Annotated in this window: 16 protein-coding genes; 4 read left to right on the forward strand and 12 right to left on the reverse strand. The window is 45.0% G+C overall.

Features of this window, described 5'->3' with window-relative positions; genetic code table 11:
- Positions 1-49: 49 nt before the first annotated feature.
- Both QUB37_RS04830 and QUB37_RS04835 read right to left on the reverse strand, forming a co-directional pair.
- Entirely contained in the window at positions 50-1,096 is a 1,047-nt protein-coding gene (locus QUB37_RS04830) for a class I SAM-dependent methyltransferase (protein ID WP_333159629.1), read from the reverse strand.
- Positions 1,097-1,143: 47 nt separating this feature from the next.
- Positions 1,144-1,539 (reverse strand): tetratricopeptide repeat protein, encoded by a 396-nt coding sequence (locus QUB37_RS04835; protein WP_333159631.1) that lies wholly within the window; start codon positions 1,537-1,539, stop codon positions 1,144-1,146.
- A 56-nt stretch (positions 1,540-1,595) separates the two neighbouring features.
- Between QUB37_RS04835 and QUB37_RS04840 the strand changes: the two genes are divergently transcribed.
- Positions 1,596-1,802, forward strand: a complete 207-nt coding sequence (locus QUB37_RS04840) for a hypothetical protein (RefSeq protein ID WP_333159633.1) — start codon at positions 1,596-1,598, stop codon at positions 1,800-1,802.
- Between the two features lie 217 nt (positions 1,803-2,019).
- Here the strand turns inward: QUB37_RS04840 and QUB37_RS04845 are convergent, their stop codons facing one another.
- From QUB37_RS04845 to QUB37_RS04860, 4 genes are all read right to left on the reverse strand, one after another.
- On the reverse strand, positions 2,020-2,775 hold the full coding sequence (locus tag QUB37_RS04845) for a Uma2 family endonuclease (RefSeq protein ID WP_333159635.1): 756 nt from the start codon (positions 2,773-2,775) through the stop codon (positions 2,020-2,022).
- 181 nt (positions 2,776-2,956) lie between these two features.
- Complete coding sequence (locus tag QUB37_RS04850; protein ID WP_333159637.1) at positions 2,957-4,447, reverse strand: MlaD family protein; 1,491 nt, start codon at positions 4,445-4,447, stop codon at positions 2,957-2,959.
- Between the two features lie 90 nt (positions 4,448-4,537).
- Complete coding sequence (locus QUB37_RS04855; RefSeq protein ID WP_333159915.1) at positions 4,538-4,798, reverse strand: four helix bundle protein; 261 nt, start codon at positions 4,796-4,798, stop codon at positions 4,538-4,540.
- Positions 4,799-5,028: 230 nt separating this feature from the next.
- Positions 5,029-5,811: an ATP-binding cassette domain-containing protein gene (locus tag QUB37_RS04860; protein WP_333159639.1), complete on the reverse strand. Its 783-nt coding sequence runs from the start codon at positions 5,809-5,811 to the stop codon at positions 5,029-5,031.
- A 171-nt stretch (positions 5,812-5,982) separates the two neighbouring features.
- Here QUB37_RS04860 and QUB37_RS04865 point away from each other — a divergent pair, with 171 nt between their 5' ends.
- Positions 5,983-7,383 (forward strand): gluconeogenesis factor YvcK family protein, encoded by a 1,401-nt coding sequence (locus QUB37_RS04865; RefSeq protein WP_333159641.1) that lies wholly within the window; start codon positions 5,983-5,985, stop codon positions 7,381-7,383.
- 133 nt (positions 7,384-7,516) lie between these two features.
- On the forward strand, positions 7,517-7,966 hold the full coding sequence (tsaE, locus tag QUB37_RS04870; RefSeq protein WP_333159643.1) for a tRNA (adenosine(37)-N6)-threonylcarbamoyltransferase complex ATPase subunit type 1 TsaE: 450 nt from the start codon (positions 7,517-7,519) through the stop codon (positions 7,964-7,966).
- A 16-nt stretch (positions 7,967-7,982) separates the two neighbouring features.
- On the opposite strand, the gene QUB37_RS04875 is transcribed toward tsaE, so the two are convergent.
- The 3 genes from QUB37_RS04875 to QUB37_RS04885 all read right to left on the reverse strand — a co-directional run bounded on the left by QUB37_RS04875 (position 7,983) and on the right by QUB37_RS04885 (position 10,038).
- Complete coding sequence (locus QUB37_RS04875; protein ID WP_333159645.1) at positions 7,983-8,324, reverse strand: DUF5615 family PIN-like protein; 342 nt, start codon at positions 8,322-8,324, stop codon at positions 7,983-7,985.
- A gap of 3 nt (positions 8,325-8,327) precedes the next feature.
- The gene (locus QUB37_RS04880; RefSeq protein WP_333159647.1) at positions 8,328-8,654 is read right to left on the reverse strand and encodes a DUF433 domain-containing protein; all 327 of its coding nucleotides are present in this window, start codon (positions 8,652-8,654) and stop codon (positions 8,328-8,330) included.
- Positions 8,655-8,715: 61 nt separating this feature from the next.
- Entirely contained in the window at positions 8,716-10,038 is a 1,323-nt protein-coding gene (locus tag QUB37_RS04885; protein WP_333159649.1) for a dihydroorotase, read from the reverse strand.
- Positions 10,039-10,127: 89 nt separating this feature from the next.
- Here QUB37_RS04885 and lepB point away from each other — a divergent pair, with 89 nt between their 5' ends.
- The gene (gene lepB / locus QUB37_RS04890; protein ID WP_333159651.1) at positions 10,128-10,736 is read left to right on the forward strand and encodes a signal peptidase I; all 609 of its coding nucleotides are present in this window, start codon (positions 10,128-10,130) and stop codon (positions 10,734-10,736) included.
- A gap of 166 nt (positions 10,737-10,902) precedes the next feature.
- Here lepB and QUB37_RS04895 read toward each other — a convergent pair whose 3' ends face one another.
- The 3 genes from QUB37_RS04895 to QUB37_RS04905 all read right to left on the reverse strand — a co-directional run bounded on the left by QUB37_RS04895 (position 10,903) and on the right by QUB37_RS04905 (position 16,015).
- Positions 10,903-12,444, reverse strand: coding sequence for a peptide ligase PGM1-related protein (locus QUB37_RS04895; RefSeq protein WP_333159653.1), 1,542 nt, complete (start codon positions 12,442-12,444; stop codon positions 10,903-10,905).
- 147 nt (positions 12,445-12,591) lie between these two features.
- Positions 12,592-13,917: a transposase gene (locus QUB37_RS04900; RefSeq protein WP_333159655.1), complete on the reverse strand. Its 1,326-nt coding sequence runs from the start codon at positions 13,915-13,917 to the stop codon at positions 12,592-12,594.
- A 481-nt stretch (positions 13,918-14,398) separates the two neighbouring features.
- Entirely contained in the window at positions 14,399-16,015 is a 1,617-nt protein-coding gene (locus tag QUB37_RS04905; RefSeq protein WP_333159657.1) for a glycosyltransferase family 39 protein, read from the reverse strand.
- Positions 16,016-16,279: the final 264 nt, after the last annotated feature.

A 16,279-nucleotide genomic window follows, 5' to 3' on the forward strand; every position in this document is an offset into this window, starting at 1 on the left:
TATTCAGTTATACTAACCAGTTGGTTAGGCTAACCTTCCCTGAGTATTGCTACCCATTTGGGTTAAACGAATCGCACCCACACCATTGTAATATAGTATTGCCTTTGGTGGAAGCACCGTATAGATGAACCGTATTGCCTTCTTTTTTCAATTTTTTAAGTAAACAATTCAGTTCTTCTTTGTGTACGTTTATACGGTCTTGAAAATTTTTGTAGGGTTTATCAGTATCCAGCTCCATATCAAATTCTTCTTGACGCAACAGATTGATGCGCTGCAAAGCTTCTTTGTTCTTAAATGCAAAGTTATCAATATGTGTCGCATAACAGCGAATACTGCCACCGTTGATGTCGTTGACTACAGCATCCACTATTTTCAGTTCTGCTTGTTTTAGAATGTACTCCAGCACTGCCAAACTGTAATATTCCAAATGCTCGTGGCAAATTGTGTCATAAGAATTCATTTTGAGCATTGATGGCATATATGACATTTCTAATATCCATACTCCATCAACTGCTAGCAGTTTTTTAATTTCTTTGCAGAACCTGACAGGATTCTCAAGGTCGTAAAACATCGCGATAGATGTAATGATATCAAAATTTTCGCCTTTCAGGAGTGTAATGAGTTCTTCCGAAGGGAAAATATCTTGAATAACAGTAATATCTCCAGTAATTTCTTGAGCTAAGTCAGACGGATCTACGCCAAATTTGATAAATTCTTCTGGATAGCAATTGAGTAAAGTGCCATCATTGCAACCAATGTCTAAGACAAGCGCTTTGTCTTTGCCGATTAGCGATGAAGCTTCTTCTGCAATTCCTTGCAAGTGACTTCGCATAGTCTGATTTGTACCGGAACGATACCAGTAGGCGGAATATAACACTTCTGGGGGAACGGTATGTTCCATCTGAAGCAAACCGCAAGCTTTTTCATCTTTCAGCGGGTCACAGCGCACGAGAGAAAGAGGAATTTTTCTCAAGGGCGGTTCTTCTTTGCCTGGTTTTATGAATGAACCTTGCAGATGCTGCTCACCTAAATTGATGACATTGGTAAGAGCCGGAGAACCACAGACACGGCAAGTTTTGCGATGGATTAGATGCATTATATTCCCTTAAAAAACTTCATTTATGTTTTTTTTATATTAGCCCCTTACTTCCCCTTAGCCTGCCCCAACAATACCTTATAATCAGGTCTGTCAGGATTGAGCTTCACCAACTTCTCCAAAGGCTCGATCGCACCCACCTTATTATTCATCTGCAACCGCACATTTGCCAACCCCTCCAGAGCCGTCTGATTCTGCGGTTCCCGCTGCAAAACCGTCTCATATCCCCGTTCCTGCGCCGCTAGCAAAGATTCCTGGGAAACTGCTACCGGCGGAGCTGATTTTTGTTGGTGCTGGCTGCTCAAACCGCTGCCGAACAGACTCACCATACCAAAAATTGCCGAACCACCAAAGCCAACCATTGATACTAACGCAAAAATCTGCTTAATTCGATCGCTCCTATGAACCCGACTATCACTAGATTTTTTCTGTGTACTTTCCATTGCTAACTCTTGGTGTCGCTGTTTTCCAGGCACTCGCAAAGCACCTAATCTCTAGAATGCCCAAGTTCGATCGCAAAACGATCGCCCTTCGCAATTTAAAATTTGAGACCCATCCTAGCCACCCCACAAAAACTGAGATTTGTCAAGGACATTTAGGTAACAATAACACGCTGGCGATCTCGATCGGTGAAGGGCGATCGCACCCTTACTTTTTAGCCGTTACTCTCAGGCAATTCGCCAAACCGAGCTCGGTAACGCGCTAGCAAAGATTCGAGTTCAGGATCACGCTGGCGTTCCGCTTCTAGTGCTGAGGCTAAGTCATCAGGAAGCCGATCTAATTTTTCTTCTAATGTTGTTGCAGTCCTGCAGATCGCTCCTTAATTGTGGTTATTTTTAATCTCAAACGCCCTTGCTGACTCGATTGTGCAATCAAAATGGGATTGGATTAATGGCCGAAAGGTCGATCGACCTTTCACACCTTCAAATGCCATCAGGATCGATACCCTGACTCCTCAAGTATGCCATTAGTCGATCGGCGCGCTGGCGTTCCTCTTCGGCCCTCTGGCGTTCCTGTTCCACCCGTTCCGCACCCCACAGCAGCAAATTGCCATTCTCATCCCACCAGCGCAACCAATAACCCGTTCTCTGAGATTTTTCACCTTCCCAAACCCCCAGAAATAAACCCATTGATTCTATCCAGAATCGCTGATTAGTATCCGGTTCTTGCAATTCGTACTCTCCCGAATTCGATAGTCTGTACACTTCCAAAACTCCCGATTTTGGTTCAAAAATTACATAAATCGGCACTTGCAAAATTCGCTCATAAAACCGCCATTTTCCGTAAGAATATGTCGGTTTATTTGAATATTCACTGCCGTCAGTATCCGATAAAAATTCCATTACTACTGCGGGGACTTCTCCCTCAGCATTGGGCGTATAACTGCGACGAACTTCTCCTGGTTCTGCTGGCAATACCGAGGGAACGTACACCCAATCTGGTGCTTTTACTACTGTTTTTTCGTTAACTTTGGCACACAGTCCAAAATTGGAAGCTACTAGCATTGAAGCTAGGATAAATCCTGCGAGATCCAAGGCTTCTCGGAGGGCCGCGGCTAAAAGTGGTTGGTCGATGTTTTCCACAGGCTCGTCGGGTAATTTAAAGTCGTCTGGCAATTTTTCCCAAGTTATAGTATACTTGTTTTTTGTTTCTTCCGGTTTCGATAATGTTTGCGTCATTGGTTTTCTCGGTTTCGCTTCACACAGTTTTTTTTAAATAGGATTTGCACAAGAACTTTAATATCGGGGTGTGCAATGCACACCCTACTAACTAGCTGTAATCGGGGTGCATTACGCACCTTACTAACTAGAGGAAGTCACGAATCTTGCAATAATTGCGGTTATTCAATGATACCCTGTTTTAGGGAGTATTTTCGGGAGCAAGTGGTTCTGCTGATCTTGCAGTTTGAGAAGGTATAACAGGCAATTTTGGCTGTTTTTGCAAGCTGGGAAATCCAGGCTCTACTGATTGATTTCTGGCAGGCGTACTCGCATTTACTTTCTCAGAAAGGGGAGCTAATGTTTGAGTAACTTTAACTTGCTGTCGCAGTTGTTCTGTCGAACCCAACAAGCCTCCTAATCCGTTGAACAACCTGCGAATATTGTTGCGGAAAGCCGGATCTCCCGTCAAATCATCCACGTCGGAAGTAATTTTCTGCACGTTCTGAAAGGTAGCTCGTGCAGAATCTAGAGTTTGCTGCAATAATAACAAAGTGGCGGGATTATTTACCTGGCTGGATAAATCTCGCAAATTACTAGAAGCTTGGGCAGCATTCGCTGATAAAATTTCTAAATTGTTCAGCAATTGTCCTTGGTTGATTCGATTAATTGTCGGACTCAAACTGCTGACAGCTACCCGCAGTTCCTGACTGCTTTGATTGATGTTATTTAGAGTTGAGACTAAACTGCCGCGGTTGGTTGCTACTAAAGAATTGACTTGGTTGGCTGTTAATGTAATTTGATTGGCTGCTTGAGTTACTGAATTAGCAGAATTTATCGCAGCGGCAGATACGGCTTTTGTGGAAGTGTCCGCCGTAGCTGCTACTTTAGAAACATCAGCGGCAATTCCTGATATTTCCCCTTTTAGCGATTGATTTAAACTGCTGGCTTCTCCCTTTAATGATTGATTTAAACTGCTGGCTTCTCCCTTTAATGATTGATTCAAACTGGCTATTTCGGTTTTAACCGATTGATTCAATGTCCCAATGTCTCCCCTGACAGATTGATTTAAATTTTTGATTTCGGTTTGGGCAGTTTGAGTTAAATTCGATAAATCTTGAGTGAGTTTAGCTGCACCTTTAGCTGTGTTAGCTGTATTTTCTGCCAAGGATTTAATATTGTTGAACAGCGCAGGGTCAGTGTAGAAATTAGCTAGGCGGACTGTGGATTTAATTAGTTCGTCGATAGTGACTCCAGCTTGACCTTTTAAGCGCGAATTTTGGCAGATAATCTCAGGGGGACAGTCGGCACTAACGGGATTGGCGGTAAGTAAGGATTCTGGCAAAATCGAGTTGGGGGTAATGTCGATCGACGATTCGCCAATTAAACCCGATTTATTCGCTTCGATCGTAACATCCCTGGGAATCACTAAAGTACCGGGGGCAATCTCCAGCGTCACGTCTACGCCGTTGGAACCCGGTTTGAGGGCGGTAATTTTACCGACTGCAACCCCGCGATACCTGATGGGCGTGCCTATTTGCATTCCTTGGGCGCTGCCAAATTCTACGGCGAATTTGTAGCTGCGGTTCCCTAGCTGCACGCCCCGCAGCCAGAGCACTAAGCCGCCAAATAAACCGATTCCTACTAAAATTAAGAACCCGACAGAACCTTCTCTTACAGTTCGCGATCGCATATTACCTCCTTAGTCATTGGTCATTGGTTATTAGTCATTAGTCATTAGTCATTAGTTGTTAGTTGTTAGCCCTCAGTTATTATTTGTGAGTTATTGATCGTGATTTTTAGGGGATGATCCGATAGATTGTAGGTAGGAGTTTAATTGAGGAGCTAAGTCATTAATGATTGCTGTGAATATATTGACTTGTTCAACAGTTAAAAGGTTTCGAGTGTAAGCTCGTCTCAACCAGTGTTGAGTTTCATATAAAGAACCTCTAGCTATCTTGACAAAACGTTTATTGTCTTGATAGCTGCCTCGTCCGACTCCTTCTGCTATGTTAGCACCGACGCTATCGGCTGAACGGACAATTTGTTAGCCGATCGTATTTTTTGCAAATGGCTCGCAAGTGTTAACAGTTGTCCAAATTTCATCAGCTAGTCGTTCTGATAATTTATAAACCCGCAACTCCTGAAAACTTTTTGTAGCCATATTACCTCGACTTTAATGACTAATGACTAATGACTAATGACTAATAACTAATGACTAATAACTAATAACTAATGACTAATGACTAATGACTAATGACTAATAACTAATGACTATCCAAGCGCTTGAATAGGCCCAGTAACACTGCCGCTAAAAAATTGTCTGATCAGTAAATTATCTGTCGATGCAATGTCATTGACGGTTCCCTCCCACTGCACTTTGCCTTGATAAAGAAACACGATGCGATCGGCAGTGCGGCGGATGGTACTGTCTTGGTGAGTGACGATCGCATAAGTGCTGCAAACACCTTGGGCCGCCTGCAAGTCGCGGATTAAATCTTCAATTACCGTCGAAGCGATCGGATCTAAACCCGCCGTCGGTTCGTCGTACAGCAAAACCTCTGGATTATCCCTGTCATTATCAGGATTCGCCATGATAGCGCGGGCAAAACTTACCCGCTTCCTCATTCCCCCAGACAACTGCGCCGGATAGCGTTCGCCAATTCGCGGCAAACCCACCATCTCCAACTTTTCCTGCACCAATTCCCGAATGCGGCGGCGCGGGAGCTTAGAATGCTGGTAAAGTAAAAAACCGACATTCTCCTCCACCGTCAGCGAATCAAACAAAGCCGCTTGCTGAAACACCATCCCAATTCCGATCGGATCTGCCACGTCGTCCACCCATCCGACCCTGCGCTGTCCCTGAACAAAAACCTCACCGGCATCCGGGGCCAACAAACCCGCAATTATCCGCAGAATCGTAGATTTCCCCGTCCCGGAAGGGCCAATAATTGCCAGGGCTTCTCCCCGATAAATCCTCAGATCGACTCGATCAAGGATCGGGTTCTGGCCGAAGGACTTACTTACCCCCTTGAGTTCGATTAGTGGCTCAGCCATAAAATGTTATCAATAAGTTATTAGTCCTCAGTCCTCAGTCTAGCTAATGACTAATGACTCCTGACTAATGATTAATGACTAATAACTAAAATTGACTGCCAAAATCAAAACTCTCTTGTATTGTAAATTTGTCAGCTCGAGCTGTTCCAATACCCTTAAGACTAATTAACCATGTCAATTAGTTCACTTCCTAAAGCCCTCCGTGTCTTGGCTAAAGCCAAGCAGGTTTTTGCCCAATCCAGAAATCCTTACCCCCCTTCTTTGCGGCACGGGCGAGTTCACCAGTGGTTTAAGTGGTTAGCCCCCGGACTTTTAGTGAAACGGTGGCTGCTGATCAGTGCCAGCGGCGTGGTACTTGCCACTTTGGGTTTAGCAATTTGGACTGGGATGACTCCCATTTTCTTCTTATTGCAATTGTTGAGAAATTTTTTGGCGTGGATTGCGGAAGTTATTCCCAATTACGTGTCGGGGCCGATCATCATTGCTGGCGGGATTTTGTTAATTCTGTGGGGGCAAACTCGCAGTTTGAACTCTATTACTCAAGTGTTGATGCCCGAAGGGAATGAGGAATTGGTCGATCGACTTCTCAACCACCGCCGCTTGCACCGCGGCCCGAAAATTGTGGCAATTGGGGGCGGTACGGGTCTTTCTAATTTGCTCAGGGGATTGAAGGATTACAGCGCCAAAATCACTGCTATTGTCACGGTGGCGGATGATGGGGGGTCTTCCGGGCGGCTGCGACGGGAAATTGGGGTATTGCCGCCGGGAGACATTCGCAATTGTTTGGCGGCTTTGGCAGATGAGGAAAAGTTATTAACTGAGTTATTTCAATATCGTTTCAGGGCTGGTGACGGTTTGGTGGGTCACAGTTTTGGGAATTTGTTTTTGACGGCGATGAGCGATATTGCTGGAGATTTGGAACAGGCGATCGCCGCGAGTTCTAAAGTTTTAGCAGTTAGGGGAGAGGTGCTGCCGGCTACTCTTAGCGATGTTTCTTTGTGGGCAGAACTGGCTGACGGCCGGAGGATTGAGGGGGAGTCCAGCATTACAAAAGCTAACGGGCAAATCATCAAAATTGGCTGCACTCCTGCTAATCCTCCGGCGTTGCCCAGGGTAGCCCAAGCACTTCGGGAAGCGGATTTTATTATTATTGGGCCGGGGAGTCTTTATACGAGTGTCATTCCGAATTTGTTGGTGCCGGAAATTGCTGATGCGATCGCCAACAGCGAAGTTCCGCGCATTTATGTTTGCAATATTATGACTCAGCCGGGGGAAACAGACGGATACAGTGTTGCAGACCACATTCGGGCGATCGACCGCGCTTGCGGCAGGCCGCTGTTCGATGCTGTAGTAGTTCAAGGAAAAGTCCCTTCTGCAAAAGCTTTGATCCGTTATTCTCAGGAGAATTCTTATCCGGTTGTACTCGATCGAGAAGCCGTGACGCAATTGGGGCGGCGAGTTGTCATCGCCAATGTCATGGATGAAGATCAAAATACGGGTTTAATTCGCCACAATTCTCAAAGGTTGGCGGGGATGTTGCTGCGTTGGTACGGCCGCGCACAAAACATTTAAGCTGCTGAATGTTGACTGTTGACTGTTGACTGTTGACTAATGTTATTAGTTATTGGTTATTGGCAGCCACCAGCGAGTAAAAATAACAAATAACAAATAACAAATAATAAATGACTAAGGACTAATTATTGAAATGAAAACTTTGCTTCCCGATTCTGAGGCTACGCGCAAGTTTGGTGCTGCGTTAGGTCGATCGCTCCCCCCCGGCACTGTAATCTTATTACAAGGAGATTTAGGTGCTGGCAAAACTACCTTGGTTCAAGGTATCGCTGAAGGTTTAGGAATATCAGACTCGGTTGAGAGTCCTACTTTTACGCTGATTAACGAGTATTTTGAAGGGCGAGTTCCGCTGTATCATCTAGATTTATATAGACTAGAACCCGAAGAAGTGGAGGCTTTGCACTTAGAAAGTTATTGGGACGGGTTAGAAATGGATTTGGGAATTGTGGCGATCGAATGGCCGGAAAGATTGCAGTACAAACCAGATAATTATTTGCAAATTTGTCTGAGTTATCTATATAACGGGCGGCAAATTGAAGTGATTAGTAATGGCGACTTATTGGATGGGCAATGGGAAATTTGAGAAAAGGCGATCGAATTTACTGTGGCGGGCGGTTGACTCGAATCAATTTACCTCTCAAAGTTTCCTCACCAGCAATAGCATCATTAATGCGTGTTGCCAACTTTTCTACGTTCCTATCTTTGGTACAAACAATAATACCAGCGTGGTCGGGCTGCCGGTTGTGCAGTCCGATAAAATCAAACCGATTTAATGTCAAAACAGCTCTATCTTTGCTTATAGCAAATGCTAGCACCTCTGGATCTGGAATCCCAAGTCCTGCTTTTCCTGCTTCCTGAACCGTCAGGATATTGTGACCAAAAGCGCGCAGCAATTGCACAACGGGCAAAGGAAATTGTTCGTCTGCATACAAATTCAGCATGACTCAGGCTTCCTCATTCTTGCAGATTGCTTCTTCGATTTCCTCCAGATGTGCATCAGCATAAGTCCAAACATTGACTAGATCGGCCGCGCTGAGATGGGGATAAAATTGTAGAAGTTCAGCATCGCTTGAACCTTCACGGCGAAAACTTTCAAGCAGCCAAACTGGGATGCGAGTTTTGGCAATGCAAGCATCGCCGCCACACACGTCGGGAGTTTTGGTAATTCCTGGCCAGCTATTGTTTAAACTTTGGGTTAAAAGCCGGATGGCTTCAGCTTTCTCAGTCGGAGTTAAGGCCAGGAGTTGTGTTTCTAGTTCTTGGAGAAGCATGGGTAATATTGCCTTTGCGATGCAGGAATACCCAATTATAACACTTGAGTTAAAGTCATGCTTACTCAGCGTCAAATGTCAAGGCTTCTCCCCTCACATTTGTATCCAATTTACCATTCTCAAAAACAACTTTTCCTCCCACAACAGTCACAACTGGCCATCCAGTCAAACTCCAACCTTCAAAGGAACTCCAGCCGCACTTGCTCGCCATCTCTGCGCCGACCACCGGGCGGTATTTCTCCAAATCAACTAAGACTAAATCTGCATCAAAACCCGGAGCGATCGCCCCTTTGTTTGGAATCTTATAAGCCTTAGCAACTGCCGCCGACATCCAATGAGAAACTTGCGCCACTGTACATCTTCCTTCTACTGCTTGCGTCAGCATCAAAGGCAAAGAAGTTTCGACTCCCGGCATTCCAGACGGCGTATTCGGATAATCTTGAGCTTTTTCTGCTAATGTATGCGGCGCGTGGTCGGTGGCGATAAAATCAATTACGCCGTCGAGTAAAGCTTGCCAAAGTATTTCGTTATCGCGGGGCTCGCGCAAAGGCGGATTCATCTGAGCTAAACTGCCAATTTTTTGATAGGCGCTGGTATTTAACAACAAATGCTGCGGCGTAACTTCTGCTGTTACCCAACTCGGTTTTTCGTGGCGCAAAAACTCAGCTTCATCCCCCGTTGAAAGGTGCAGAATGTGCAGTCGCCTCTGATATTTATTAGAAAGTTTTACTGCTAGTTGAGTGGCCAATAAAGCTGCTTGATTGTCTTGAATTTGCGAGTGCACGGCAACATCGGAAATCCCGGCAAATTCCTGACGCCTCTGGTTGATTCTAGCTTGGTCTTCTGCGTGCACGGCAATTAGTCGATCGCCTGCAGCAAAAATCGCCTCTAAAGTTGCTTCTCCATCGACCAACAACTGCCCGTGCATCGAACCCATAAACACCTTAATTCCCGGAGTCGGATTCGCGTTCAACAAATCCGGCAAATTCTCAGGCGTTGCACCAATAAAAAAGCCGTAATTCACCAAACACTTCTCGGCAGCGCGACTTAGTTTATCATCTAAGGCAGCTTGGGTTGTGGTCAGCGGTCGCGTATTCGGCATTTCCAAAAACGAGGTCACGCCGCCTTTAGCGCAAGCAGAGCTAGCCGTAAACAAGTCTTCCTTGTGTTCTAAACCCGGTTCGCGGAAGTGTACCTGGGGATCAATTACTCCGGGTAACAGAGTTAAGCCGATCCCATCTATTTCTCGATTGCCAGATTCGACAATTTCAGCAGCAACCTTGACAATTTTGCGATCGCAGATTTGCACATCTCCTACCAAAAACTCACCATTGGGCAAAAGAATGCGAGCGCGACGGATTAACAAACTTGATTGGGGAGTCATAAGATATCCTTAATTCAGTAAACAGCGTGCTAGCATGGAAGCATTATTAAGTTTATAATTCGTATCCAGCTCAGTCACTACAATACCCTATGACTCGTCTAGACAAGTCAGCCGACGAAAAACCTCCGCAAGACACCGAAAATCCTTGGATTGAAGGAATTAAGACGATCGGCTTAGCAGCATTTTTGGCCTTTGGTATCCGCACCCTGGTTGCCGAAGCACGCTACATTCCCACCGGCTCGATGCTCCCAACCTTACAAATTAACGATCGATTAATTATAGATAAGGTAAGCTATCGATTCCAAGAGCCCCAGCGAGGAGATATTATCGTATTTATGCCTCCTGACCAGGCTAGTTTGTGTACGGGACAGCCGCCACCGATCAAAGATGCCTATATCAAGCGAGTGATCGGACTACCGGGGGACAGTGTGGAAGTCAGAGATGGAAAAGTTTTTATTAACAAGCAGCCGCTACAGGAAAAATATATTGAAGAAATTCCGCAGTATCCCTACGGGCCTGTAGTTGTAGCTCCAAATTCTTACTTGGTGCTCGGCGACAACCGCAACGCAAGCTGTGACAGCCATTACTGGGGCTTTGTACCCAAGCAAAATATTATCGGTAGGGCGATTGTGCGTTTTTGGCCGCTCAACCGCACAGGTTCGATCGATCCCACGCCCATTTATCCCGCTAAAAATTAGCTCTAATGGAACCAAGAAGGCCAATTCAATAATAGCAATGATTTGAGTGATTAAGAACATCCTAATCGTCTGATCGTTTGCTATACAAAACGCGAGCGATATTAGATCCCCGACTTCTTCAAGAAGCCGGGGATCTAAGCTGACTGGCTGGATCAAATCTCAAATCTCAAATCTCAAACCTCAAATCGCCTGACGTTTCGCGATCGAGAACTTTCACAACTTTGTTATACATATCCTCAGCTTCTTGCGGCGAATTGCCGATACTCGTCACTCCTAATTTGCCAAACTCCGACAAACAACCCATTAAATGAAACACACTCCCCGTCTCTGTACCGCTGTCAAAATGCAGTTGATTGTCAGCAATAATATCCATCAAATCGTTCGGTAATAATCCCCTATAACGCTCTTTTTTCAAATTGTCCGAAGCGACATAATATTTCGGACGGCCCTGCAGGCTGTAAAATAATCCGGTAGTACGATCGTACCGACCATTTGTTAAGAGCTTCAGCGCCATAAACGGATGAGTTGTGCCTCCTTTCCGCAAGTTAATTTCTATTGCTTGCATATCCCAGTTGCCGTCTGATTGCCGCACCGCGAGAAAATCTACTCCAAATCTCTCTAAAGCACCTTTTTCGGCTAAATTTTTCCCTACTTTCCATCCCAACTCCTGCAACGCTATTCGATAAGATTCGTCCGCCGGAAATTGGCAACCCAAGAAAATTTGACCGTCTGGGCCTCCTAAAATTTGGTCATGGGTTGAGAGAATTTCTACTTCGCCACTGGGGACAATTCTGCCTTGAACGCTGGGCGAGAACTTTTCTTCTCCTTCGATAAATGCTTCGGCAATTGCCCCTAATTCGGGAATGCGGCTGCTAAAATTTTCCCAGGTTTCGCCCGTTGCTTGAAAGCGCAAATTATGGAAGTGCTCGCCAATTGCCTTCGCTCTTTCTGTAGGCGCTTTACCTGCGAGGGACTTCAGATCTAAAATTGCATTTCCTTCCCCCGAAAAACCTTCATTTAACTTAATTACTATCCGCTGCAAATGCGGCTGCCGCGCCCACAACTCGGCCGCAGCTTCCGCTAAATCTTCCGCATTCCAAACCAACTCGGAACCGTCAGGATAAGGCACGCCACATTCTTTAAAAATTTGCCTGCTACCGCTTTTGGTTCCCCAGTATAACAGATCGGGATCGCTAGCCCACAAAGGAATCCCCAATTGAACAGATAACTCGCGTTCCAAGGGCGTCGAGTTATAACAAACCATATAGGATTTTGTCGGCCGCGCTGCTTGACGAATGCGCTCCATTAAGCGGGGACGATCTAAAATTTTCTGTGTGAGGGATTTGGCAGAAGCATCGTAAGCACTGAATAGCACAAGCCGATCGCGCGCATGAGAAAATGGTATTCCCGGCAGCAATTGCAGGTAATAATCCACAATCATTGGGTGCAAGGGCTCCGAGGTAATGTAAATTAAGCGCGTGCGGGGATTTCGCAGGCGAATCAATGAAAATAAATGCCGCTCTTCGTAATGGTAAGCACCCTCAACTTTCTGCATTTCTTGCTGATCTAAGCTGAGAGAAGGAATGATAATAATGTCACAATCTCCGCCGTCGAATTCTTCGATTGCTCGCCAACGTTCGCGTAATTCTGTCTGAAGATTGCGAAACTTCTGCGCGGATTCGGAAGATGAATTATTTAACTCTTGCATTGCGTTTTATCCTAAGTATTCAATTGACACTCACTCGGCCTGAAGGCGCGAGGATTCTTGAGGGATTTCTACCTCAATTTCCCTATTTATAGGGTTCCCAGACTCCTCACGTTTGCTCAAATGAGCGTGAGGATATCTTCTGGGCGTTTAGGCGCGAACGCCCGGTTTCGCGGAGTCCCCGCGTACCAATTTCAAAGCCCGATCGCGAATAGTTTTTGCTGCACCGATATCGGCGTGCTCGTGATATCCGCATTCAGCGCAAATGAACTTTTCGCCGTCTCGATTAGACTTATCGATATGACCGCAGTTCCGACATTCTTGGCTGGAGTGTTTGGGATTAATTTTGATTACGACCTTTCCTTGCTTTGCAGCCAGATACTCGATCTTCAGAACTAAGTCGCCCCAACCCGCGTCAGAGATAAAACGGTTTAAACCTTTCTTTCTTGATTGCCCATTTTTCAGGAATTCACCTGTTTTTTCGTCAACCTTCACTCGACATCGACGCATCATTCCCGAAATATTCAAGTCCTCCAGAGCAATCGCGTCAACGTTACGGAAAACTATTTTATTGGCAACCTTCCAGTGGTAAGCTTGACGCTTATCGCTAATCTTCTGGTGAAAAAGTCCTAGTTTATTAGCTGCTTTCTTGCGGTTTTTACTACCCTTTATTTTTCGGCTAACCCGCCTCTGCCTAATTTTTAGAGTGCGCTTAGCTTTTTTTGTGGTTGAAAACTTGGGATTTTCAATTTGAGTTCCATCTGAGAGATGAACTAATTTTGTAAGTCCCATATCGCAGCCAATTACTTTGACGACATCCTTAAGAGATTTTGTCGTGTAATCGGGGACAGACTTGTTTTCAATGCGGACGGATATGTACCAGCCATTTTGTCGCTTTCTTACTGTACACGCTTTAATGGTAAAGCCGTTGGGAATTGGGCGCGAGTTATAAAAACGCATCCAGCCTAACTTTGGTAAGTAGATTTTACTGCCTTGTATTTTTACCCCCATCACGAAAGTAAAAGAAGTAAAGTTACTGCGGTTTTTGAACTTAGGAAAGCCACGTCCCTCGAAAAAAAATTTATAGGCAGTGTCCAGCCGTTTGACGTTTTGTTGTAGAACTGTCGAATCTATCCCAGCAAACCAGGGTCTAGCTGCTTTTAATTCGGGCAACGCGGTGATTTGAATATCACCTGGGTGGCGTCGAGGGTTTTTGATATTCCCCTCTTGGTCTGTTTTTCCTGTTTTCCAAGGTTCTCCCGTGGCACCGTTTTTACTGACACAACTGGTCAATGGACTGGCTTCACTTTGCGTTCTAATGTCGCAATAGTTACCTTGAATGAACTGTTGACTATATTGAGTGATTCTGTCATTAAGACACCAGTTGAAGTGACTTCGCAACATATCCACCCAATTGGACATTTTTAAGTCTTGTGTTTGATTTGGGCGCAACTTGTAGACATAGTTTGTTAACAAGTTTAACTCCTTCTTTTTGGGGGCTACTGTTAGTATACAGTGAAGTGCTTGCGTGTTTGTATCTTTTATATTTCTTGACCAAAGATGGTTTAATGTTTATACTTCTACTTACAAAGCCGTCCTATAGGGACGGGGTTTTAGACTCATTTCTCTGATAATTATTGCTGATCATGTCAAATGCGTCCGCCCAAATACCAGAGACAACTCACACAGTTTTTTGTCTGACGCACTTTACCAGGAATATTGACAAAAATACCCAAATAGTGATTTAAGGTGCGTCAGTCGAAATATTTGAGGCAATTCAAACAGTTTTTTCTGCCCCCGCCCAAAAACCGATACCATGCCACGTACTCCTATCGTGAATATCCAAAAATTTTAGACCAAAGTTTAATCTCCCAGATTCATCTGTGGAATAAATCTAAAATCTAAAATCCACTGACGCACCCTACCGCGCACGAGCTTCCATTTCTGTCAATCTGCTCTAAGAAGCTCGCCGCGCTCGGAACAGTCTGGCATATTCCAATATCGGCTCTAAGCGACGTTGATTTTGCTTGAGTGCCGAGATCAATTTTTCCGAAGGACGGAACACCAGGGGAGCCGAATATTTGTTCAGCATCTCCATATCTGGCGACTCGCTCATCAGCATCAGCCGCACGTCTTTGTCGAGCAAATAACTCAGAGAAAGCAAATCTCCCATGTTAGTAAAATCGTTGCCGCGATCGCTAATTACAATTGTATCTTTAATCGACCGATTAGCTATCGCCTCTTTGTTAATAATTTTCGCAACTTCAGCATTAAAATAGCTCAAGTCTTTGCTCCACCAAGTATCAGAAAAAGCGCTGACGGTACAGGATGCTATACTTGCTGTAAATACCAAGGCTAAAATGACTTGCCAAAACCGCTGCTGAGTTTTCACGTTACTTGCGAGCAAGTAAGCAACTGCTAGCTGCACTCCCGGAAAGCAGGAAATCAGATAACGGCTGACGGCGGAACGTTTGCCGCCTAGGATTAGATCCGGTAACGCCAGGATCAAAAAAGGTACAAAAATTGATGTTACAATAAACAGCCAAGTTGAACTGCTAGTCCGGCGGCAAATTTTGTAAAGGGCGGCCGCCATTAACAGCAAAAATGGCAATCTCAGCAGATAAGTCCAAATATTATCAAACCCGAAGTCGAAGTCAAAAAATAAGGATGTAAAGCTGAGTGTCCACAATTTGACAAGATACAGCCAACCCGGAGATACTCGCGTCCAATCTGTCGTAGAGGAGGCACGTTCCAGGTTGGTCGCCAGCACGTAAATCCAGGGGATATACAATATTAAAGCTGCTGTTACTGCTAAAAAAAATTGGGAATTAATTACATGACCTCGCAATTTTGTTTTTTTGAAAAACAACCAGTAAGAAATTATAAAAACTCCGTGTCCGATGAGTGTTAAACTGAAAAAAGGGTGAGTGTAGAAACCAATGGCGATCGCCAGCGAGTAAAATACCCAATTTTTCCAACCCCGCAACCGCACTGCTCTCAGCAGCAGCCAACTGCTGCCAATAACTGTGGCTGTCAGCAAACTGTACTGCCTTGCTGTCTGAGCAAACAATATGTCAAAGGGAGATAAAGCCAAAAGTGCTGTTGCTAATAACGCCGCCAAATTCGAGGCGAAAAGTTCCTCAGCTAAAGCGTACATCAAAGGCAGCGACAGCAAACTCAATATTGCTGGCAAAGTGCGGGATTCTGTTAGAGAACTGCCAAATTCCTGCATCCACCAACGAGCCATGAGAAAGTATAAAGGCGGATGCTGCGGGTCTTCTAGTGCTAAAGAACGAATTGTGTCTGCTTCTGTACTTCCCGGTTTAATCCGCTGATATTTTTGCAATTCGGGTGCGGTAAAAATCCGGTTTTGGAATAGTTCGTTGTCGATTTCTTGGCGGGTGAAACCAGCGGCGCGGATTGATGTGTAAGCTTCGTCGTGCCAGTACAGTTTGCGATCAATCTCAAAAAACCGAAATCCGATACCTAGTAAAATGCCGATCGCCAATAAGTTCATCAGCCAGCGGGAATTTTTGGTATTAACAGATGTGTCTTGATGTGTTGTAGATCCCATGCTTGTCCTAATTGTGGCGATTTCCTCCGGGATAGCTACGCTTCACGGAACGTGGAACTGCAAACCATCTTAACTCAATTGGCGTAAGTCTCACACCGTAACTGTACCCGGTTCGGTGTTGGGATATAAGCCAAACAAAAATATAGAAAGAGTTGGCATATAGAGTTGATTTGAGTTAATATATAAATGGTTGCGACCCACTCACTCGGCTGTAATAACAAAACGGTCATAGTAGCAGTAATATGCTTACCGGGAAACTGCGAG

The sequence above is a fragment of the Microcoleus sp. AT3-A2 genome (assembly GCF_036705685.1).
Lineage (GTDB): Bacteria > Cyanobacteriota > Cyanobacteriia > Cyanobacteriales > Microcoleaceae > Microcoleus.